Annotated in this window: 22 protein-coding genes; 14 read left to right on the top strand and 8 right to left on the bottom strand. The window is 59.5% G+C overall.

Features of this window, described 5'->3' with window-relative positions; all coding sequences use genetic code 11:
• The first annotated feature begins 40 nt into the window (after positions 1–40).
• The gene (locus HNQ72_RS18890) at positions 41–700 is read left to right on the top strand and encodes a CoA transferase subunit A (RefSeq protein WP_183994200.1); all 660 of its coding nucleotides are present in this window, start codon (positions 41–43) and stop codon (positions 698–700) included.
• Positions 697–1,353 (top strand): 3-oxoacid CoA-transferase subunit B, encoded by a 657-nt coding sequence (locus tag HNQ72_RS18885; protein ID WP_183994198.1) that lies wholly within the window; start codon positions 697–699, stop codon positions 1,351–1,353. Before HNQ72_RS18890 ends, HNQ72_RS18885 begins: the two co-directional genes overlap by 4 nt.
• Positions 1,354–1,540: 187 nt before the next feature.
• Here the strand turns inward: HNQ72_RS18885 and HNQ72_RS18880 are convergent, their stop codons facing one another.
• The 8 genes from HNQ72_RS18880 to HNQ72_RS18845 form a co-directional block, all read right to left on the bottom strand.
• On the bottom strand, positions 1,541–2,746 hold the full coding sequence (locus HNQ72_RS18880; protein WP_183994196.1) for a pyridoxal phosphate-dependent aminotransferase: 1,206 nt from the start codon (positions 2,744–2,746) through the stop codon (positions 1,541–1,543).
• A gap of 75 nt (positions 2,747–2,821) precedes the next feature.
• On the bottom strand, positions 2,822–4,459 hold the full coding sequence (locus HNQ72_RS18875) for a hydantoinase B/oxoprolinase family protein (RefSeq protein WP_183994194.1): 1,638 nt from the start codon (positions 4,457–4,459) through the stop codon (positions 2,822–2,824).
• Between the two features lie 14 nt (positions 4,460–4,473).
• A complete protein-coding gene (locus tag HNQ72_RS18870; RefSeq protein WP_183994192.1) occupies positions 4,474–6,564 on the bottom strand; it encodes a hydantoinase/oxoprolinase family protein in 2,091 nt (696 codons plus the stop codon).
• A 174-nt stretch (positions 6,565–6,738) separates the two neighbouring features.
• Entirely contained in the window at positions 6,739–7,584 is an 846-nt protein-coding gene (locus HNQ72_RS18865; protein WP_183994190.1) for a transporter substrate-binding domain-containing protein, read from the bottom strand.
• A 41-nt stretch (positions 7,585–7,625) separates the two neighbouring features.
• On the bottom strand, positions 7,626–8,276 hold the full coding sequence (locus tag HNQ72_RS18860; RefSeq protein WP_183994188.1) for an amino acid ABC transporter permease: 651 nt from the start codon (positions 8,274–8,276) through the stop codon (positions 7,626–7,628).
• Positions 8,277–8,285: 9 nt separating this feature from the next.
• Positions 8,286–8,954 (bottom strand): amino acid ABC transporter permease, encoded by a 669-nt coding sequence (locus HNQ72_RS18855; protein ID WP_183994186.1) that lies wholly within the window; start codon positions 8,952–8,954, stop codon positions 8,286–8,288.
• A gap of 10 nt (positions 8,955–8,964) precedes the next feature.
• Positions 8,965–9,720 carry an amino acid ABC transporter ATP-binding protein gene (locus HNQ72_RS18850; protein ID WP_183994184.1) on the bottom strand — a complete coding sequence of 252 codons (756 nt, stop codon included), beginning with the start codon at positions 9,718–9,720 and terminating at the stop codon, positions 8,965–8,967.
• An 18-nt stretch (positions 9,721–9,738) separates the two neighbouring features.
• A complete protein-coding gene (locus tag HNQ72_RS18845) occupies positions 9,739–10,212 on the bottom strand; it encodes a RidA family protein (protein ID WP_183994182.1) in 474 nt (157 codons plus the stop codon).
• A gap of 435 nt (positions 10,213–10,647) precedes the next feature.
• On the opposite strand from HNQ72_RS18845, the gene HNQ72_RS18840 reads away from it, so the two are divergent.
• From HNQ72_RS18840 to HNQ72_RS18785, 12 genes are all read left to right on the top strand, one after another.
• Complete coding sequence (locus HNQ72_RS18840; RefSeq protein WP_183994180.1) at positions 10,648–11,400, top strand: FadR/GntR family transcriptional regulator; 753 nt, start codon at positions 10,648–10,650, stop codon at positions 11,398–11,400.
• 397 nt (positions 11,401–11,797) lie between these two features.
• On the top strand, positions 11,798–12,502 hold the full coding sequence (gene hutC / locus HNQ72_RS18835; protein ID WP_183994178.1) for a histidine utilization repressor: 705 nt from the start codon (positions 11,798–11,800) through the stop codon (positions 12,500–12,502).
• 165 nt (positions 12,503–12,667) lie between these two features.
• Entirely contained in the window at positions 12,668–14,296 is a 1,629-nt protein-coding gene (locus HNQ72_RS18830) for a TIGR04028 family ABC transporter substrate-binding protein (RefSeq protein WP_183994176.1), read from the top strand.
• A gap of 80 nt (positions 14,297–14,376) precedes the next feature.
• Positions 14,377–15,321: an ABC transporter permease gene (locus HNQ72_RS18825; protein WP_183994174.1), complete on the top strand. Its 945-nt coding sequence runs from the start codon at positions 14,377–14,379 to the stop codon at positions 15,319–15,321.
• On the top strand, positions 15,318–16,208 hold the full coding sequence (locus HNQ72_RS18820) for an ABC transporter permease (RefSeq protein WP_183994172.1): 891 nt from the start codon (positions 15,318–15,320) through the stop codon (positions 16,206–16,208). Before HNQ72_RS18825 ends, HNQ72_RS18820 begins: the two co-directional genes overlap by 4 nt.
• Positions 16,205–17,836: a dipeptide ABC transporter ATP-binding protein gene (locus tag HNQ72_RS18815; RefSeq protein WP_183994170.1), complete on the top strand. Its 1,632-nt coding sequence runs from the start codon at positions 16,205–16,207 to the stop codon at positions 17,834–17,836. Before HNQ72_RS18820 ends, HNQ72_RS18815 begins: the two co-directional genes overlap by 4 nt.
• Positions 17,837–17,852: 16 nt before the next feature.
• A complete protein-coding gene (locus tag HNQ72_RS18810; RefSeq protein ID WP_183994168.1) occupies positions 17,853–18,890 on the top strand; it encodes a putative FMN-dependent luciferase-like monooxygenase in 1,038 nt (345 codons plus the stop codon).
• Between the two features lie 41 nt (positions 18,891–18,931).
• Positions 18,932–19,528, top strand: coding sequence for a CMD domain protein (locus HNQ72_RS18805; protein WP_183994166.1), 597 nt, complete (start codon positions 18,932–18,934; stop codon positions 19,526–19,528).
• Between the two features lie 12 nt (positions 19,529–19,540).
• Positions 19,541–20,143 (top strand): alkylhydroperoxidase domain protein, encoded by a 603-nt coding sequence (locus HNQ72_RS18800; protein ID WP_183994164.1) that lies wholly within the window; start codon positions 19,541–19,543, stop codon positions 20,141–20,143.
• Positions 20,144–20,250: 107 nt separating this feature from the next.
• Positions 20,251–20,859 carry a J domain-containing protein gene (locus HNQ72_RS18795; RefSeq protein WP_183994162.1) on the top strand — a complete coding sequence of 203 codons (609 nt, stop codon included), beginning with the start codon at positions 20,251–20,253 and terminating at the stop codon, positions 20,857–20,859.
• 146 nt (positions 20,860–21,005) lie between these two features.
• On the top strand, positions 21,006–21,209 hold the full coding sequence (locus HNQ72_RS18790) for a cold-shock protein (protein ID WP_112456227.1): 204 nt from the start codon (positions 21,006–21,008) through the stop codon (positions 21,207–21,209).
• Between the two features lie 276 nt (positions 21,210–21,485).
• On the top strand, positions 21,486–22,094 hold the full coding sequence (locus HNQ72_RS18785) for a DUF2026 family protein (RefSeq protein ID WP_183994160.1): 609 nt from the start codon (positions 21,486–21,488) through the stop codon (positions 22,092–22,094).
• Positions 22,095–22,117 lie beyond the last annotated feature (23 nt).

Raw genomic sequence — 22,117 nt, 5'->3', positions numbered from 1 at the left:
TGCAAAGCTTCATCTCATTAGAAATCAAAGGTCTCAAAAAATGTACAAGGTGAATACCGCCGAGGAAGCCGTGCGACGGATACCCGATGGAGCCGTCCTGATGATCGGTGGCTTCGTCGGCATTGGGACGCCTCAGGATCTTGTCGATGAACTGGTGCGTCAGGGAAAGAAGGATCTGACGCTCATCGCGAACGATACCGCGCGCCCGAATGTGGGCGTTGGCAAGCTGATCGACGCCGGACTGGTGAAAAAGGCCATCGTCAGCCACATCGGTACCAACCCCGTCACGCAAAAGCAGATGATCGGTGGAGCGATCGAGGTCGAACTGGTTCCGCAGGGCACGCTCGCCGAGCGGGTACGCGCCGGAGGTTCCGGGCTTGGCGGCGTGTTGACGCCAACCGGTGTCGGCACGGATGCAGCGATCGGCAAGGAAACGATCGAAATCAACGGTATCCCCTATCTGCTGGAAACGGCGCTCAAGGCTGACTTCGCCCTGATCAAGGCACGCAGCGCGGATTACTCCGGGAACCTCCGCTATTCGCTGACATCGCGTAATTTCAATCCGCTGATGGCCATGGCTGCTGAAATCGTTATCGCGGAGCCGGACGAAATCGTGCCGGTTGGCTGCATCGAGCCCGATGCCGTCGTCACGCCGCATGTTCTCGTTGACTTGCTGATTGCGAAAGGAGCCACGCTATGAACGAGAAAGAGATCATTGCGAGACGGGTTGCTCAGGAACTCAAGTCCGGCACACTCGTCAATCTCGGGATAGGCCTCCCTACTATGGTCGCATCCTACCTGCCTGCCGGGCTCGACGTCTCGTTTCAATCGGAAAACGGCATTATCGGCATGAGCGCCTTGCCCGATCCGGGACTTGCCGGAAGCAATCTCACGGATGCCGGAGGAACACCTGCAGGTGCGTTGCCCGGAGCCTGTGCCTTCGACAGCGCCATGTCTTTCGCACTGGTTCGCGGCGGCCATCTCGATGTCACCGTGCTGGGCGGGCTTCAGGTCGACGAGGAAGGACATCTCGCCAACTGGATGGTGCCCGGCAAGATCGTGCCGGGAATGGGCGGCGCAATGGATCTTGTTTCAGGTGCCAAGCGCGTCATCGTTGCGATGACGCATACCGCCAAGGGCGAACCCAAGATCCTGAGGAAATGCACCTTGCCGCTGACATCCGTTCGCCGTGTCGATCTGGTCGTCACGGAAATGGCCGTGATCCAGCCGACCGAAGAAGGGCTTGTCCTTCTCGAGACTGCTCCGGGCGTGACAGTCGATCAGGTTGTCGCGGCGTCGGAAGCCAAACTGTTAATGCCGAAGGTTCCAGGCGTGATGGGCATCGCAGCCTGAACTATCGGTTTGCGGGAGGGGCGTATCCTCCTCCGTCGTCCCTCCCGCTTCATTCCGACTCATCCCGAGGCATCAGTCCTGGCGTTGGTCTGCTGCGCCATGTTTTCTCTTTCGCCAACGCTACGCCACACCGGTTAAGGGTAGCATCCACCATTTCACAATCTGTGCTATTCGGGGGATCTGCGTCTCAAGGTTTGAGCGAGCGCACCATATTGGCCAGCCGCTCGCAGGCGCTTTCGAGTTCAGATTCTGATGCCGCGATCGACAGTCGAATAAAGCCGGGCGCAGCAAACGCAGCCCCCGGCACACTCGACAGACCGAATGTCTGCAACAGACACGCCGCAAACGCCGTATCGTCGCCGAGAACGACTCCATCGGCGGTCTTGCGGCCAATCAGTTGCTGCACGCCGATGAAAGCGTAAAAGGCTCCATCGGGCGCTGTGAAATCGATCCCCTCGATCTCGACCAACCGGCTCGCCACGATCTTCGCGCGCCGGGCAAATGTTCGGGCGCCCTCGCCGACAAAAGCCTGATCTCCGGTCAGCGCCGCGATTGCTGCAGCCTGAGCGACCGGCGACACGCATGAGACGCTTTGCGACTGCATCTTGTTGAGCGTCGAAATCAGTGCTTTCGGACCGGCGGCATAACCCAGCCGCCAACCCGTCATGGCGTAAGCCTTGGAGACGCCGTTGACGATCAAGGTACGGTCCCGCAGCTGCGGGCAGGCCTTGCCGAAGGAGACGAAGGGCGTGTCGTTCAAGAGCACATGCTCGTAAATCTCGTCGGAGACGACGAGCACGCGCGGATGGCGCTCCAGCACGCCGGCAAGCCTGCGATATTCTTCTGAAGAATAGATCGCCCCTGTCGGATTGGACGGAGAATTCAGCATCAGCCATCGGGTCTTCGGCGTGATAGCTGCTTCCAGTTGCTCGGCCGATAGCTTGAAGCCGGCATCCGCGCCGCAGGTCACATAGACCGGCGTCCCTCCATGCAGCGAGACGATGTCGCCGTAAGAGACCCAGCAAGGCGTGGGGATGATGACTTCGTCGCCCGCTTCCAGCGTTGCGAGGAACACATCGAACAGGATCTGCTTCGCACCATTGGCAACCATCACCTCGTCGGTGGAATAATCCAGTCCGTTTTCCGCCTTGAACTTCCTGACGATGGCCTGACGGAGGCTTTCCATTCCTGCCGGTGCGCCATAGCGGATACCGCCCTTGCGGATCGCTTCAACGGCCGCTTCCGCCACATGCGGCGGCGGCTCGAAATCCGGCTCACCGAGCGACAGGTCGATGATGTCGTGGCCTTCCGCTGCCAGCTTCTTTGCTGCCATCGCGATCGCCATGCTCGGCGAGGACTTGATACCCGCAGCGCGGCGGTTCTCGAAACTCATTCTCGGCTTCCCTGGAGAGTTTGACTTGATAGAAACCGGGCGAGGCTTCAGCCTCGCCCGGCACTCTTGGGAGAGTTATTTCGAAGCGACGTAGTCGAAGGCGATATCGCGTTCTGCCGCAGCGACATCCCGGTTATCCGCCGGCCCGTAACCGCCGCCGCCCGGAAGCTGCAGGATCAGCCTGCGGCCGGCCGGAACATGCTGGCGTCCCTTGGAGGCAAGGCGGGTTCCGTCATCCAGCAGCACGGCACCGGCAGCGCCGTTTTCGCCACCTTCACGACCACGCGGCGGGTGATCGACACGGTCGAACATGGCGTTGAAATGCATCTCGTGACCTTCGGTAGGCGAAATTTCCACCACCTGGCCAAGACCGCCGCGGAACTGGCCCGCACCGCCCGACCCGTCGCGCAATTCCTTGCGCCAGAAAATGACCGGACCGACATGCTCGGTCGCCTCGATCGACATCGAATGCACGCCGCTCGGAAATGCCGTGGCGCTCATGCCGTCGAGTGTCGGGCGTGCGCCGGAACCGCCACTGTTGAACAGCAGAACCTCGGCGCGTTGTCCGCCATCGGCCGGAGCCTTTTCGCCTTGCAGCGGACGAACGCTGACATGCAGGTTCCAAAGCGCGCCCGCCCCTTCAGCCGGGATCTTTCCCGGCAGCATCTTGTGAACCGCGCCGAGCACGGCATCCGGCACCAGATGGCCAAGCACGTGACGAACGGAAACCGGTGCGGGATGCTGCGCATTCAGGATGCAGTCCTTCGGTGCCACGACGCGGAACGGCAGGAGTGAGTAGTGGTTATTTGGAATATCGGGCGCGATCGCGACCTTCATGCCATAGCAGGCATAAGCTGCCGAATAGATGATCGGGCAATTGATGCCCTTCGGGCTCGGCGGCGAGGTGCCATCGAAGTCGGCGAGAATATGATCGCCTTCAACATCGAGACGCACGGCGATATCGATCGGCGAACCGTAACCATCGACCCGCATCGTGTTGGAATAGGAGCCCTTCGGCAAGGCGGCGATCCGTTCGATCGTCGCGTCGTAACTGCGCTTGAAGATGAATTCGCCGAGTGTCTCAAGATCGTCGAGTTCAAACTCTTCCATCATGTCCATCAGGCGGCGATGGCCGATCTCGTTGCAGGCCGCCAGCGAATAGACGTCACCGACCACCTGATGGCTCTCGCGCACATTGTTGTGCAGGATATTGACGAGATCCTTGTTGACCTTGCCGCGTTCGGCAAACTTCATGATCGGAACGAAGATACCCTCTTCGTAGACCTCGTTCGCATCCGGGCCGAAACCGCGACCGCCGACATCGACCACATGCGCGGTGCAGGCGAAATAACCGACGAGCGCGCCATTGCGGAAGCTCGGCGAGACGACGGTGAAGTCGTGCAGATGGCCGGTGCCCTTCCACGGGTCGTTAGTGATGTAGACGTCGCCTTCAAGAATGTTCTCCGGCCCGATATCGCGGATGAAGTGGCCGACGGCTTCCGCCATGGCGTTGACGTGGCCGGGCGTGCCGGTGACCGCCTGGGCAATCATCAGGCCGCCGCGATTGAAGACACCGGCGGACAAGTCGCCCGATTCACGCACGCTGGTGGAAAATGCGGTGCGGATGAGGGTGATGGCCTGCTCTTCGACGACGGAGATCAGCCGGTTCCACATGATCTGCATGTGAACGTCGGAAAGTGCGTTGGTTTTCATGATATGTCCTCCGTTCAAGCGCTTTGCTTGACGCGTACGAGCAGGCAGCCATCGGCTTGCATGATGACTTCGCGGCTGGCGGTGATGATGGTCGAGGTTTCGCGTTCGGTGATGACGGCGGGACCGGAGACGAAGTCGCCCGGTTTCATGTCTGCGCGGTCGACGATCGATGCGGTCTGGAAACTTCCTTCCTGCACATCGAAGATCTCACGTGTGCCGCGAACCTTTGCCTCGCCGGCCTTTGCCGTCTTGCCGATCCGCTCAGGCGGCGCGACCTTGGATGTGGCGCGCAGTGACCAGCTGACGATTTCGACATCCAGACCATCGATGACGCGGCCGAAGAAGTGTTCGTATTGCTCGTCGAACAACTTGCGAAACAGCTCTCCATCGACATCCGCATAGTCACGGACCTCGATCGTGACCGGCACTTCCCAGCCCTGTCCGACATATCGCATGTAGGCGATGCATTCGAGATCCGGATCGGCATCCGGGGCACCGGAGCGCACGAAGGATGTTGCTTCCGCGATCAGGTCCGACACCGTATAGTTGATCGCGGTCGCATCGAAGCGACTGAGGCGGCTATAGGCGCTGCGAACACTCTCGAAACCGAAGGGAGCGCGCAGGAAGCCGATGGCCGAACCGACACCGGCGCCCGGCGGGATCAGAAGTTCGGCCATGCCGAGCTTTTCGCAAAGGCGCGCCGCGTGGATGGGGGCTGCACCACCGAAGGCGATCATGGTGAACTCGGAGAGTTCCTTGCCGTTTTCCACTGCGTGCATGCGTGCCGCATTGCTCATGTTTTCATCGACCACTTCGCTTAGGCCGTAAGCGGCCGTCGCGATATCCGTCTCAAGTTTCGAAGCGAGATCCGCATCCATGGCCTTGTCAGAGGCCGGGCGGTCGAGCTTCATCGCACCACCGGCGAATTCGTCGGCATCCAGGCGGCCAAGGATCAGGTCGGCATCGGTGACGGTCGGGTTTGCGCCGCCGCGGCCGTAACAGGCCGGACCCGGCTCCGAACCCGCGCTATGCGGTCCGACGCGGATCTGGCGCATGCTGTCGATCGTCGCGATCGAGCCGCCGCCGGCGCCGATCTCGACCATCTCGATGACCGGAATGGAGATCGGCATGCCGCTGCCCTTCTTGAAGCGCCAGGTGCGAGCCACTTCGAAGGTTTTTGACGTCTTGGGCGTCTGCTTTTCGATCAGGCAGATTTTTGCCGTCGTGCCGCCCATGTCATAGGAAAGGACTTGGTCGAGACCATAGCTGCTGGCGATATGGGCCGCGAAGATCGCGCCGCCGGCCGGGCCGGATTCCAACAAGCGCACCGGAAACTCGATGGCACTTTCGACACTGATGATGCCGCCGCCGGAATGGATCATGAAGACCGGGCAACGTGTGCCCTCCTCGGTCAGGCGGCCGACGAGGCGGTTCAAATAGGATGCCATCAGCGGCTTGACGAAGGCATTCGCGCAGACGGTGTTGAAGCGCTGGAATTCGCGCATCTGCGGCGAGACTTCCGAAGATATCGAAACGGAAATGTCTGCCTTCTTCGCAAGCAGCCGGTCTCTCACGATCTTCTCGTGCGTGCCGTTCAGGTAGGAGTGGATGAAGCCGATGGCGACGCTCTCATACCCGGCGGCGATGATGTGATCGCACAAAGCATCCACCTCATCGAGATCAAGCGGCTTCAGCACAAGTCCATCAGCGCCGATACGTTCATCGACGACGAAGCGTTCGTTGCGCGGCACGAGAGGCGCCGGCAGAACGATATCGAGATCATACTGTTCGAAACGGCTTTCGGTGCGCATCTCGATGACGTCGCGAAAACCCTTGGTGGTGATGAAGGCGGTGCGGGCACCGCGTCGCTCGATCAGCGCATTGGTGGCCAGCGTCGTGCCGTGAATGATCGTGTCGATTTCGGACAATTCGACACCGGCAACCTCCGCCACCTGCCGAATGCCCTTGACGATCGCATTTTCGGGATAGGAATAATCGGTCAGTACTTTGATCGAATGGAGCGTGATGCCTACCTCCATCGCAACGTCGGTGAAGGTGCCACCGATATCGACACCGACCCTGATCTGCTTGCCATCTTTCGCCATTGTCTGTCTCATGCTCCATAAGCGAGCTGTTGTTGCGTGCTGCCCGAAAACCCGGTTTTCGACGCGCAGCGACCTGTCCCCGCCCGCACGAACAGGCGGGGGCCAAGAGCTCTTCAGTTGTTGATGTGTTCTGTCCGGCGCGGCGGCCTTCGGCGGTCGCGCTGGATCGGGGTGTTACTGCTTGCCTGTAAAGTCGACGCCCGGCAGCGTGGTCGGGAGTTTTGCGCGATCGACGCCGATCCACTTCTTGTAGAGCGCGTCGAGCGTGCCGTCAGCGGTGTGACGGGTCACGAAATCGGTGAGGAAGGCGAGCATTTCCTTGTCGCCCTTGCGAACCGCCATGCCTTGAAAGTTGTCGGCAACCTTGTACTTGCGCTCGAACTGAGCGTCATAGCCCGCCTGCTTGATGACGAGGCCGTAGGTAATGCTGCCGACGATCGCGTCGACCTGGCCGGACAGCAGCGACTGAACAGTCGTCGCATCATCATCGAAACGCTTGATCTGCGTATTCGGCGGGGCGACCTTGACGAGAAGCGGGTCGAAGGCGCTACCGCGGTTGACGCCGATCACGTATTTGCCGAGATCCTCATTGGCCTTGATGGCCGCATCCTTCTTGCCCCAGACTGTGATGTCGTTCGACGAGTAGGGAATGACATACTGGATGACCTTGGCGCGCTCCTCGGTGATCGTCATGGACGGCACGAGGAAATCGACATTGCCGTTGACCAGCAACGGAATGCGGTTCTGGCCGGTGATGCGCTCGAACTTCACCTCGACGCCGAGTTCCTTGCCAATCAGCTTGGCGATCTCGATGTCAAATCCGTCGTTCTGGCCCTTGGGATCGATGAAGCCCCACGGAAACTGATCCATCTGCACACCGATCGTGGCTGTACCCTTGGCCTTGATCTCTTCCGGCGTCACGGCGAAAGCCGTGGTGGCAAAGGAGGTCGCAGCCAGAAGCACGGCGGCAAACCCGCCCATGACTTTCGAACGCGAAAGGGTCAATGCTGTATTGAACATGTGGTCACCTCTGGTTGGTTTCTTTTTCATGCGTTCTTGTTTTACCGAGCGGCGTTGAGACGCCTTTCGATCCTTGCGCTGCAATAGGTCAGGGGTACGCAGATGATGAAGTAGATGACTGCGACCGCCCCGTAGACCTGCAGCGGCTGAAAGGTGATGTTGGCCATCAGCTGACCGGAGCGGGTGAGCTCGGTGAGGCCAAGCAGGGCGGCAAGCGCAGTGCCCTTGATCAGATTGACGAGGAAGCTAATGGTCGCCGGCAGTCCGATGCGGAAGGCTTGCGGCAGGACGACATCGATCATCCGGTGCATGTAGCCGATGCCAAGCGCCCGGGCCGCCTCGCTTTGACCATCCGGCACCGCCTGGATGCTGCCGCGCCAGATTTCGCCGAGAAATGCGCTCGTATGCAAAGACAGGCCGATCGTCAGCGCCATCCAGACATCCACCTTGAGCCCAAGAAGCGGCAGGCCGAAATAGACGAAGAAGAGCTGGATCAGGAGCGGCGTGCCCTGGAAGATCTGGATGTAGGTGGCCATCAGGATGCGCAGCCAGGCCCATTTGCTGGTCCGGCCCAGCGCCACGGCAAGCCCGAGCGCGCCGCCGAAGGTGAAGGCGAGCAGCGAAAGGACAACTGTCCAGCGTGCGCCTTCGAGCAGAAAGAGGAACTCACCCCAACCGAATTGACGGATCATCTCGCTGCCTCACTTTGCCGGATAGGAGAAATAGACCCGGCCGATCATGCCGAGAGCGATGGACAAGAACTGCGACAACGCCAGATAGATGACGCCGAGCGTCAGATAGATCTCGAAGCTGCGGAAAGTCTGGGCATCGAGCGTCTGGGCGAAATAGGTCAGCTCTTCCGCCGAAACCGAGGACATCAGGCTGGAGTTCAGCATCATCAGGATGAACTGGCTGCACAGAGCCGGATAGACTGCGCGGATCGCCGGACGAAACACGATGAATCGGTAGATATCGACCGTATGCATTCCAAGCGCCCTACCCGCCTCGATCTGGCCGGGGCGGATGGATTGCACACCACCGCGGACGATCTCTGCCGCATAGGCCGCACAGTTGAGCGTCATCGCCAGGATTGCCGCCTGTTCGCCACTCAGGCGAATGCCGATCGCCGGCATGCCGAAGAAGACGAAGAACACCTGCACGAGGATAGGCGTGTTGCGGATCATCTCGATATAGCTGACGGCGATTGCCTTGAGCGCTCGCTGTTTGCTCATCCGCATCATCATGAAGACGATGCCGAGCGAGAGGCCGAAGATCATCGATAGCGACGACATCTTCAAAGTGCCGACCACGCCATCGACAAGCGACGGCCAGGCGGCAAAAACGGGGGCGAAGTCGAATGTATAATTCATCGGCCGCCCCTCAGTGATTGAGGATCTGGCTGAGGAAGGTCTTGGTGCGCTCGTGGCTCGGATTGCTGAAGAACACATCCGGCTTGGCGCTTTCGATGATCTCGCCGCGATCCATAAAGATGACACGGTGCGCCACGGCGCGGGCAAAGCCCATTTCATGTGTCACGCAGATCATCGTGATGCCATCGTCTGCAAGCGAGATCATCGTGTCGAGCACTTCCTTGACCATTTCCGGATCGAGCGCCGATGTCGGCTCGTCAAACAGCATGATCTGTGGATCCATACAGAGCGCCCGGGCGATCGCGACGCGCTGCTGCTGACCACCGGAAAGCTGGGCCGGATATTTCTGTGCCTGCTCGGCAATATGCACCCGTTCCAGATGGCGCATCGCCTTGTCTTTTGCCTCGGCGACAGAAGTCTTGCGTACGCGGCGCTGCGCAAGCATGCAGTTCTGCAATACCGTCAGATGCGGGAAGAGGTTGAACTGCTGGAATACCATGCCGACATCGCGGCGGATATGGTCGGCATTCGAACCCTTCTGGCTAAGCGTCGTGCCGTTGACGGCGATGCTGCCTTGCTGGATCTCCTCCAGATGATTGATGCAACGGATCAACGTCGACTTGCCGGATCCGGAAGGGCCGCAGAGCACGATATGTTCGCCGCGCCCGACTTCGAGGTTGATCCCCTTCAACACCTGCAGGTGGCCGTACCACTTGTTGACGCCGCTCATGGAAATGGCTTTTTCTGAAATGCTGGTCCCGTTCATGGCCAGTTCCCCTTTTTGTCAGGCTTCAGGTGCGATTTCGAAGATCGCATCGACTTCGACGGATGATCCGCGCGGCAGCGAACCGGCACCAAGTGCCGTGCGCACATGGCGACCCTTGTCGCCAAAAATCTCGACGAGAAGATCGGAGGCACCATCGATGACTGCGGGATGGCCCTTGAAGTCAGCCGGCGCATTGACGAAGCCGCGCAACTGGACGCAGGCGACGACGCGATCAAGGTCGCTTTCGAGCGCTGCATTGACGCGTGCCACGATGTTCAGCGCGCAAAGCCGGGCAGCCTTGTAGCCATCCTCGGGTGAAATATCCCTGCCGACGACACCGACATGATGCTCGACGCCATCGATCCGCGGTATCTGACCCGACACGAAGAGAAGGCTTCCAACGATGCGATGCGATATGTAATTCCCAGAGGCTGGTGCGATCGTAGGCAATACGATACCGAGCTCTGAGAGGCGTGCGAAGACGACACCCATAGCGACTTTCCATCCGATTTTTAAAGATGCGCCGGAGGCGCAACCATGTTCCCGGAACAGGTCGTCATCGGCTTGAAGGCCTAGCTGATCGCCTGCTCACTTCTTGTGATTTGAGATTATTGAAATACTACCTCTTGTCAATGAGAAATTTAGTGATGCTATCACTAGGCGGTATGTGACTAATTATGTCCCATAACACCATGTTTCTCATATATTTTTTAGTGGTAATATGACTTTGATTTCGCCTCAATCGTGTACTTCTCGAATTCTTTTTTATAGGAATTTTGGTGATCGCAGTGCACGAAAAAGCCCAGTGTGCGCACTCTATCAAACAGAAGATGCATTAAAGAGATAGCATCACCACGATAGGTCGTGCTACCTTGCTGCCCATCGAGACGTGCGCAGACCGCCAGCGCTTCACAAGACGGGTGATTTTTGGACACTTTGACGGGCCGAACCATACAGGCACTGAAAACGCATATCAGCGACAAGCAGCTTTCGGCCGGCATAAAGCTCGGCTCGCTCAACGAGCTGTCACAGCAATTCGGGGTGAGCAGGACTGTTATCCGCGAAGCGGTATCGGCTCTGCGTTCCGAGGGTGTCGTTGAAGCGCGCCATGGTGTCGGCGTGTTCGTGCGTGAAGTTCCGCGTACCGGTTCTGAAGAGCCCAACACATTTGATGCTGATGTTGCCCTCGCTCCATTATCTCGCCTCAAGACATCCTTCATGGATCTTCTAGAACTCAGAATGGCGTTCGAGGTCCATGCGGCAGGACTGGCTGCGGTCCGTCGCTCCTGGGCGCAGGAATCGAACATATGGAATGCCGCGCGTCAGTTCGAGGCTTCACTGGATGACGAGGCCGCACTCGATCATCTCGATTTCGTTTTCCACCGCTCGATTGCTGAGGCGACAAATAACGGCGCCTTCATCGAGTTCTTCAGCCTCATGAGCCTCCAGATTCTGCCGCAGCCGGCTTTTTCCAAGGAGCTGAACCCTGCGCTGATAACGTCTGATTACGTCCAGAACACCGTGGTGGAACACCGTGCAATTTGCGAGGCGATCAGCACCGGAAGCTCGGAGAAGGCGCGTGAAGCCATGCGCGCGCATCTGAACAGAAGCCATCTGCGTTATCGCGGCTTTTCGGATGGCGGCGCATCGCCGCTCAGCAATGTGGCAAGAGATGACTGAGAAGCAGCAATTGCGGCAAATACTGTACTGGCTGCTGATGTTGTTTAGAAACTTGAGAGATCCCGAGCGGCAGAATAATACGGCGCAGTGCCGGCCGCGGAAATGTGCTCGTGCGAGATTTTCTCGCCCAATACCTCGATGGCTCCGATGACCTTATAGGCCATCTGGATCACTTGCTCATCTTCGACTGTCAACGAAAGCGCGTTGACCGAATGGTGAAACAGCGGTGTGTCACAATGGTCTTCCAATGCCTATACCTGCGGAGAAGGCCCTGGATCCAAAGCCGCCCGACCTGAAACTGTTGGGAGCGCAGATAAGCTGCGATTGACGGGCTCGGCCTGAAGTGTAGACCTGCATCGACACTGCCCAAAAGGAGACCGCCCGCATTTCCAAGCCCATGACCCTTCACCGCAAGATTCTGGCGGATATCGAGGAAAAGATCGTTTCCGGTGCTTGGCCGCCTGGCCACCGGATCCCTTTCGAGGTCGATCTGGCCGCGCATTACGACGTCTCGCGGATGACGGTGAACAAGGTGATGGGCCAACTGGCACAAGCGGGCCTGATCGAGCGTCGAAAAAAGGGGGGAAGTTTCGTATCCCAGCCCAAGGCGCAATCAGCCGTGTTGGAAATCCACGATATCGCCGACGAGGTGCGCTCTCTAAACCTCGAATATTCCTATCAGCAGCTTTCGATCACCCGCCGTAAGGCGATCGGTGAAGAGCTTGCATGGTTTGCGAACGGCTCGCCCGGTGACGTGCTCTTCGTCACCTGCCTGCATCTTGCAGCCGGCCAGCCTTTTTGCCTGGAAGAGCGGGCAATCAATCTTGCCACGGTACCGGCAGCGCTCGAAGCCGATTTCATCTCGCTCGCACCCGGCCCCTGGCTTTCCTCGCAAATTCCCTGGATCACCGCCCAGCATCGCATCCAGGCGGTGCCTGCTGACCGCAAGGAACACAAGCTCCTCAACCTCACCCCGAAACAGGCCTGCCTCGTCATAGAGCGCCGCACCTGGAACACATCGGGAGCGGTAACATGGGTACGCATGACCTATCCCGGCAATCGCCACGTCGTCACCGCGGATTTTCGCCCGGCGTCTGCGTGAGCAGTGAGGACGCTAAAGCTGCAAGATCGGAATGCGATTGTTCCAAGTAGCCTCCGGACAGCAAAGAAACTTCCGCGCTTGCCTTCAAAATAGAATAGCAAATCCATAGAAATCTCATGTGAGTGGATAGGCTCATGGTCATCGATCAACCGCGAGACCGGACCTATGACGCGCTATCGGAAACTTCTTTCTTTCAGCATCGGATTGCTGACTGCCACGACACTTGCAACGGCCAGCCTCGCCGCGGACGCGCCGGTCAAGGGCGGCACGCTCGTCTATCTCGAGCAGCAGGCTCACACCAATCTCTATCCGCCGGCCGGCGGCTTTTACCCCAATGGCGGCATCCTTAACCAGATCACCGACAAGCTGACCTACCAGAACCCGAAGACGCTGGAGATCGAGCCCTGGCTGGCAGAATCCTGGACGGTCAACGACAACGCCACCGAATACACATTCAAGCTTCGTCCCGGCGTGACCTTCTCCGATGGCACGCCAGTTGATGCGGCCGCCGTCGCGAAAAACTTCGACACCTACGGCCTCGGCAACAAGGAACTGAAACAGCCGGTTTCCGAAGTGGTCAACAATTACGACCACAGCGAAGTCATCGATCCGCTGACAGTCAAATTCACCTTCAAGAAACCCTCACCCGGCTTCCTGCAGGGCACATCGGTAATCGGCTCCGGCATCGTCTCGCTCTCGACACTGGCGCTCCCATTCGAACAGCTTGGCGATGCAACGAAGATCATCGGTTCCGGCCCCTTCGTGGTCAATGCCGAGACGCTGGGCAAGTCGCTCGATCTGAAGGTTCGTGAAGACTATAACTGGGGACCGGCCAAGCTTGAGCATCAAGGCCGCGCCTATCTCGATGAGATCAACTACATCATCACCGCCGAAGACAGCGTGCGCATCGGCGCACTTCTTGCCGGTCAGGCTGATTTCATTCGCCAGATCCAGGCCTATGACGAAGGCCAGGTCGAAGCCCAGAGCTTCACTATCTACGCGCCTGGTACGCGCGGCGTGAACAACTCGATCGTCTTCCGACCCGATAATCCGCTGGTCGCGGATCTCAAGGTGCGCAAGGCGCTGTCGCTTGCGGTCAACCGCGACGAGATCCTTTCGACGATCTTCTCGAAGAACTATCCGAAGGCAACCTCGATCATCGCATCGACCGCCATCGGTTACGTGGCGCAGGAAGACAAGCTCGGTTACGATCCCGAAAAGGCGGAAGCGCTGCTCGACGAGGCAGGCTTCAAGCTCGGCGCAGACGGTATCCGCGCCAAGGACGGCCAGAAGCTCGTCCTCACCTCCTATGAATCGCTGCCGCAGCCGCAGAGCCGTGCGGTCCTGCAGCTGATTGCACAGCAATGGTCGAAGCTCGGCGTCAAGCTGAACGTGCTGGCCGGTGACGCTGGCAGCAAGGTGGTCGACGAACTCGATCCGCTGAAAACGCCGGTCGCCGTCGCCATGGTCGGCCGTGCCGATCCGGACGTGATCAAGAGCCAGTATTACCCGACAAACCGCAACGTGCTGGTGCAGAAGGGCGGCGTCAGCGACAAGGTGAAGACTTTCTCAGACGACAGGCTGAACGAAATCCTGAACGAAATCGCCTCGCAACCGGATCGCGAAAAGCGCCTGAAGGCGGTGGCGGATGCGCAGGCCTATGTTCTCGATCAGGCCTATGCCGTTCCGATCTTCGAAGAGCCGCAGGCCTATGCCGGTGCACCTTATGTCAAGGGTGTCGCCTTCGAAGCGGTCGGCCGTCCGGCCTTCTACAGCACCTGGCTCGACAAGTAAGCGCTAGTAACCAACAGGCCTCCCAAGCCGCACGGATGGCAGCTCCCGGGCTGCCATCCACCCTTCCGTGGAGATATGAAATGACGCGATATGTCATAGGACGGATCGGCCAGGCGCTGCTCGTTCTCTGGGCCGCCTTCACGCTGTCCTTCATCCTGCTGCAGGCCATGCCCGGCGATGCGGTGCTGATCAAGTTCCTCAATCCGGAATTCGGCCTGAGCGCCGATCAGGTAGCGGAAATCCGCGCCGCCTATGCGGTGGATTCCAGCGTGGTCGTGCAATACGGGCATACGCTCGTCAATTTCCTCCAAGGCGACTTCGGATATTCGCTGCAGGCGGGTGTGCCGGTCTCGGCGCAGCTCGCCACCAACCTGCCGCCGACACTCAAGCTTGCCGGCCTCGGTTTTCTTGCCGCGACCCTGCTTGCCGTCTTCATCGCCTTTCTTTCCTCGATGGCGCCTTTCGCATGGCTGAGAAATGCCATCCAGTCGCTGCCGTCGCTGTTTATTTCGGTACCGGTCTTCTGGCTGGCAATCATGCTGATCCAGATCTTCTCCTTCCGTTTCCGGCTGGTGTCCGTCATCAATCCCGGCCCGTGGGAAAGCCTCGTTCTCCCGGTCGCAACGCTTGCCGTCCCGATCGCAGCGCCGCTGGCGCAGATCCTTATCCGTAATATCGATGAGATCCGCACCCGTCCCTTCGTTGCCGTCGCGCGCGCCAAAGGCGCCAGCGAGACGCGGCTGCTCTGGCGGCATGTCGCCCGTAACGCCATCCTCCCGACACTGACAATCGCCGGCGTGCTGTTCGGCGAACTGATCGCCGGCGCTGTCGTCACCGAAACCGTGTTCGGTCTCAACGGCATCGGCGGGCTGACCGAAAAAGCAGTCGGCAATCAGGATCTCTCGGTGCTTCAGGCAGTGGTCGTCATCTCCGCTGCCGCTTTCGTCACCATCAATCTCGCGGTCGACCTTGCCTATCCACTGCTCGACCCACGCCTCAGGACCGGACAGGGAGCTGCAGCATGACCAGCCTCGACACTTTCGTTCACCTCACCACAACGACGACTGCCGAGAGCTCCAGCCGCTCGGACAATCGCCGCGACGTCCTGAGCATCCTGCGCAACTTCCCTTATGGTCTCGCTCTTGCCTGGCTGGTACTTGCGCTCGTGCTTCTCTGGGCAACCGTACCGTGGGTGTTTACCGGCCATGATCCGCTGCAGGGCACGCCTGGCGGCCAGCTCAAGGCGCCTTCCGCCCTTCATATTCTGGGCACGGACTCGCTTGGCCGCGACCTCTTTGCCCGCATCGTCTACGGTGCTGTTCATTCGCTTTCGGGTGCCATTGCCGCAGTCGGCGTCGGGCTTGTCGTCGGCAGCGGGCTCGGCCTGATCGCCGGTTCGGTGCGTGGACGTGTCGATGAAGCCCTGATGCGGCTGGTCGATGTGCTTCTGTCTATCCCGACCCTGCTGCTTTCCCTCAGCATCATCATCCTGCTCGGTTTCGGTACGCTCAACGCGGCAATCGCGGTCGGCGCGACGGCCATTGCCGGCTTTGCCCGCCTCATGCGATCCGAAGTCGTGCGGGTGCGCAATGCCGAATTCGTCGAGGCGGCCTTCGGCAGCGGCGGCACGTTCGGCAAGGTTCTATGGCGGCACATCCTGCCTAACTCGCTGACCTCCGTCGTCGCCTATACCGCCGTCCAGTTCGGCTGGGCGATCCTGCAGATCTCTACCCTCGGCTTCCTTGGTTATGGCGCACCGCCCCCGACGCCGGAATGGGGCCTCTTGATCGCCGAAGGCCGCAACTACCTCGCCACCGCCTGGTGGCTGACCGCCGCCCCCGGCCTGATCGTTGTTGCCGTCGTCCTGTCGGCCAATCGCATCAGCCAGTCCATCGGAAGGAACTCGCGATGAGCACCTCGCAAAAGCCCGTTCTCGACGTCCGCGATCTCAATATCTCCTACAGCCAGGGTGATGAACGCCCGACGGTCGTGCATGGCGTCTCCTTCACGGTCGAGCCGGGCGAAGTCGTGGCTCTGGTCGGCGAAAGCGGATCCGGCAAGACCTCTACGGCTCAGGCCGTGATTGGCCTGCTTGCAGAGAACGGCCGCGTCGAGAGCGGTTCCATCCTTCTCAACGGCGAGGATATCAGCCGCTGGAGCGCCCGGCGCCTGCGATCGATCCGCGGTGCCGTCGTCAGCCTCGTCCCGCAGGACCCGGGCAGTTCGCTCAATCCGGTCCTCACCATCGGCGCGCAGGTGCGCGAGATCCTCGAAATCCACGGAAGACTTGATCGCCGCGAGGCCGATCGCAAGGTTATCGAACTTCTCGCCAATGTAGGCCTTTCCCAGCCGGAACTGCGGATACGTCAATATCCGCACGAGCTTTCCGGCGGCATGAAACAGCGCGTGCTGATCGCCATTGCTATCGCCTTGCGTCCGGCGCTGATCATCGCCGACGAGCCCACATCGGCGCTCGATGTCACCGTACAGCGCCGTATCCTCGACCTGATCGACGATCTGCGCCGCGAACACGGCACCTCGGTCCTGCTTGTCACCCATGATCTCGGCGTTGCCGCGGACCGGTCGGACCGGATCATCGTGCTGCAGGGCGGGCGTATTCAGGAACAGGGCAGGACCGTCGACGTGCTGGCCTCGCCGCAAAGCGCCTATACCCGCAAGCTGCTTTCCGATGCGCCTTCGCTCGCCGCCGCCAAGCCGCGCCCGCCGGTCGAACCGGGCCGGCCAGCGGCGCTGACAATCAGCAATCTGGTTCAGGATTTTTCGCTGCCGACGGCTAAAAATTTTCGCGCCGTCGATAACATTTCCTTCAGCGTCGCGCGTGGCACGACCCACGCGGTGGTGGGCGAAAGCGGCTCCGGAAAAACCACCACGATCCGTTCGATTGCCGGTTTCCAGAAGCCGACATCCGGCGAGATCCGTATCGGTGATCTAGATGTTGCAAGCCTGCGTTCCGAAGCGTTGCGACAGTTCCGGCGCAAGGTCCAGCTCGTCTACCAGAACCCCTGGGCCTCGCTCGATCCGCGCCAGACGGTGCAAGCGATCGTCGAGGAGCCCTTGCTCAACTTCGACCCCTTGCCGCGGGCCGAGCGAGAAGCACGCGTTCGCGCCATCATTGAGCGCGTCGGACTTCCGGCTACGGTTCTCTCCCGTCTGCCGCACGCCCTTTCCGGCGGCCAACGCCAGCGTGTGGCAATCGCCCGCGCACTGGTTCTCGAGCCAGAAGTCGTGGTGCTCGACGAGGCCGTTTCCGCTCTCGACGTCACGGTTCAGGCGCAAATCCTCGACTTGCTTGCAGAATTGCAGCGGGATCTCGGCCTCACCTATGTCTTCGTCTCCCATGACCTCGCGGTCGTACGCCAGATCGCCGACACGGTGTCCGTCCTGCACAATGGCAGGCAAGTCGATTACGGCACGGTGGAAGATGTCTTCTCTTCAGCCTCGACCGCCTACACGCGCGAACTCATCGACGCCATTCCAGGACAGAAATTTCCACGCGCCGAACTTTCGCGGCAGCCATAAAAACAGGACCTTTGTCATGACCAGCAAGATTGCCCCCAAACGCTTAGGCTTCTTCACCCGCCTTCTCGATGATGTGCCGGCCGGCGAACGTTATCGGCTGGCGGCGGAACAGATCATCCATGCCGAAGAAAACGGTTTCGACAGCGCCTGGGTCGCGCAGCATCATTTTCACGCGGAAGAAGGCGGCCTTCCTTCCCCCGCAGTTTTCCTCTCGCATGTCGCGGCCCGCACATCGACCATCCGCCTCGGCACCGGTGTGATCACGCTGCCGATGGAGAATGCGCTTCGAGTGGCCGAAGATACTGCCGTGCTCGATCTGCTTTCGGGCGAGCGGCTGGAAGTGGGCTTCGGCACCGGCGGCACGAAGGAATCTTTCGAGGCCTTCGGCATCGACGCTGATCGTCGCGGAGAGGTTTATGCCGAAAACCTGGCCGTGGTTCGCGATGCCTGGGCCGGAAAGGTTCTGCATGGCGGCAACCACCTTTATCCCGATGCACCGCATCTGCTCGATAGGGTCTGGCTCGCCACCTTTTCCGCCAATGGCGCACGTCTCGCGGGCCTGAGCGGAGATGGCCTGATGCTGTCGAGAACCCAGCCGCGCCCGGCCGACAACCCCGATGCGACGCTGGACGATATCCAGAACCCGATCATCGACGCCTATCTTGCCGGCCTGCCACAGGGCCGCGCACCACGCATTCTCGGCTCACGCAGCCTTTTTGTCGCCGACGATCGCAAGCGGGCGCTCGCCTTTGCTGAAACCGGCCTTCGCCGTGTCGCCGACCGTTTCGCGGCCGCCGGCCACCGGATTGAAGGAGACAAGCTCGAAGACCTGATCAAGGCGCTCGACAGTCATGTCGGCACACCGGATGACGTGATCGCTTCACTGAAGAAGGACACGGCCCTCGCACGCGCGACGGACATCGTTTTCCAGGTCCATTCCATCGACCCGCCCCATGCAGAAATCCTGCGCTCTATCGAACTGATCGCTGCAGAAGTCGCCCCGGCCCTGGGCTGGACGCGGTCTTCAGCGCCGCAGCTCGTTGCTGCCCAGTAATTTCCTGCCCAAGTAATTGCCGATAATCGAAAGAGACATTCATGACCGATACGATCGACGTTATCGACCAACTCGTCGGGATCACTCCAGGAGCGCCTGCCGACGCGCTGCGGAGCCGGCGCCCGATCACCAAGGAGCATGCACAGAAAAGCTGGACGGCTCTTTTCGAACCCGTCGATGAAAGCCAGGCATCGCTTGCCGAGCGCTTTGCCGTCGCAGTTTTTGTCGCAGCCCTGCATGGCGACAAGAGCATCAAGGAATTCTACGGGACAAAGCTGACAGGGCTCGAAAACGGTGCTGTCCTCCTGGCGACCGTTAAGGCTCTGGCCGAACTCAATGCGACCAAGGGTCCCTATGGCCATTATCCCGAAGGGCCTTTGAGCGTGGAAAATGTCGACGGGCCGGCTCTTGATATCGGCCCCGCCGATCGCGCCATTCTTGGTGACCGGCTCACCGCAGCGCTGGAACACGCCTATCTGCTGACATACCGCCCTCGCGACGCCAGCCCTGCAGAACTTGAAAAATTGCTCTCGACCGGATGGAACACGACGGGCGTGATCACGCTGTCCCAGCTCGTCTCCTTCCTCGCTTTCCAGATCCGCGTCGTCGCCGGCCTTCGGGTCCTGGCTGCGGCCTAACGGAGAACCTCCATGTCTGATACCGTTATCGAACCCGCCGTCGAAAACCCGCCGGTCGCCTTCACCCAGGACAAGATCGGCTGGACGCCATGGCTGCAGCCGCTGGCGGAGACCGAACTGACCGATCGCCACTATGAGGCGCTGGTCGACAAGGCGCGCGCCAAGTCAGGTTATTTCGCGCTTCTGGTCCGCGATCCGGATATTCTCGAGGCCCGCACCAAGACGGACAACGACATCTTCTACAACACCAAGGATGGCCTGCCGCGCGCCGAACGGGAACTTGCCGCTACTGCCGCATCGAGGCTGAACGGCTGCATTCTCTGCGCCTCGGTCCATTCTCGCTTTGCCTCGCAATATTCCAAGCGTGAAGCCGATGTGCAGAAACTGCTGGACGAAGGCGTCGACGCCGATCTTGGCGAACGATGGAATGCGATCGTCTCGGCTTCGGTCGCGCTCAGCACCACGCCACCCAGCTTCACTTCGGATCATGCAAAGCGTCTGCGTGAAGCCGGATTGTCAGACGAGGAGATTTCCGACGTCGTGCATGGCGCCGCGTTCTTCAACTGGGCAAACAGGCTGATGCTGTCGATCGGCGAGCCAACACCTGCGAGCTGATCGCACCAGAACACATTCGCAACACTGCCACTGTTCATCACGGATCAATGGCGTCGGCATGGTAGACCATTCTTGCCATGCCGACCTGTTGTCGTCATATACGGGCCATGACGTCTGATTCAAAAATTTTCGTAAGCCTGAAGTCCACCAAAAAGCGGGCAGTCAAACCTGCCGAACCCGTTGGCCCGAAGTGCCAGTGGGATGGTTGCGACAAGGTTGCTCCGCATCGCGCGCCTGTCGGCGGCGCGGCGGATGGGTTGTATCTGTCCTTCTGTATCGAGCATGTGAAGGAATACAACAAGGGTTATAACTATTCCCCGGCCCTCTCCACGCCTGAAGTCGCCCGTTATCAAAAGGAAGCTGCGGCAGGCAGCCGGGTAACATCCGGAACGGCCTTTACAGAGGCGAAAGAGGCTCCGCTTCCCTCCACCGCCCGGTCCGGCTCGGCCAAATCGATCAACGCCCGCAAGTCCGCAGCACAGCGCCTGCTTGAGAAACGACAAACTCAAGCGCGCAAGCTGAAGGTCCTCGAAGCAAAAGCTTTCGAGGTGCTCGGACTTTCGGAGGATGCGACGCCTGAGGAAATCAGAACCCGTTACAAGGAACGTCTGAAGATGCACCATCCTGATGCAAATCAGGGCAATCGCAATTCAGAAGACCTGCTTCGGGCGTCAATCGAGGCGCATAAAATCCTGAAGCTGAACGGATTTTGCTAGAGGTAGCGATCAGACGGTTTACCTGAGCACCCAGTTCGGGATATGTAACGATCAAGCGTCTTGCGGCGTGGTATCTGTATGGCGAGGCTTTACGCATCGCCATATAAAATGGTGGGGCGAGTTCCCCAAGTGAACAGGGATTTCTGATGGCGACCGGCACAGTTAAATTTTTCAACCAAGACAAGGGCTTCGGCTTTATCACGCCTGAAAATGGCGGCGCGGACGTGTTCGTGCACATTTCGGCAGTAGCCTACGGCGCCGCTCTGCGTGACGGCCAGAAGGTCAGCTACGAACTGGGCCAGGATCGCAAGACCGGCAAGTCGAAGGCTGAGAACGTCAACCCGCTGTAAGCGGCTTCCTTGACGGATCATATAGATGATGTCGCGTGCTCAAACGCGGCATCATTCCCGAAGGCGGGTTCAGTTATTCAGCTCCCGGTGAGCTTAAGAACGTCGACCTTTCGCTGATTGGGCGAATACACTTCCCATCAGCTGTGTCGTAGATGATGTCTGCACACAACGAACACTGCGGCGCCTGAGGGCCTGAGTGTCTTGTTTCCCAAGAGAATTCGATTGTCGGGCGATACGCTATCAGCCCCCGAATTAGCAGATTTGAAGGGCCACGGCATGCTGATCAAGCAGAGCGACTATCATCGGATCTACAGGGTCATCAACAGCCTTCTTATGAATGAAAATGCTGACCCCGCGACAGCTTCCATGTATTTCAGCACATTCGGGGCCTTTATCCTCAAACAGCACTACAAGCTGGATGCGACACCGAAGGGTGGTCTGGCAGCCTATAATCTTGACGGAACCGTCATCCTTTTTGCCGATCACCGCGAGGACGGTTTTGTAACCGGGGCCGGTGAAAACTTTCATTGCTGGGTGGAGGCGGATGGCTGGGCAATCGATTTCATGGCGCCTGCATTTTCCGAAAGCGCAAAAGAACTCTCGGTTTCCTCCAGGATGTTTCAACGTCCAATGTCCGATATGGCGATCTCGATCAATGAGATCGAAAAGTCGGGCGACTTCTTTTATCTGTCGGAACCTGAAGCAACCGCCCGGCGCTTCGCCGAATGGCGCAAACACGCAATGATCGGAGATCTTGCCACGATTGCTGCAAAATGGTTTCGCAAATCGCCGAGACAGATTCCGTCATCCATTTCGATTGAGGGGCAGCATGGGGTGATCAAGGAGGTTCCGCTTGTCGGCAACAGTCTCGTTGGAGCCTGGTGACAGAGCGTCGGAAAAGAGGCTGC

It is taken from the genome of Aliirhizobium wenxiniae, assembly GCF_014201355.1.
In the GTDB taxonomy this organism is placed as follows: domain Bacteria; phylum Pseudomonadota; class Alphaproteobacteria; order Rhizobiales; family Rhizobiaceae; genus Neorhizobium; species Neorhizobium wenxiniae.
This window is presented reverse-complemented; position numbering and strand designations above follow the sequence as displayed.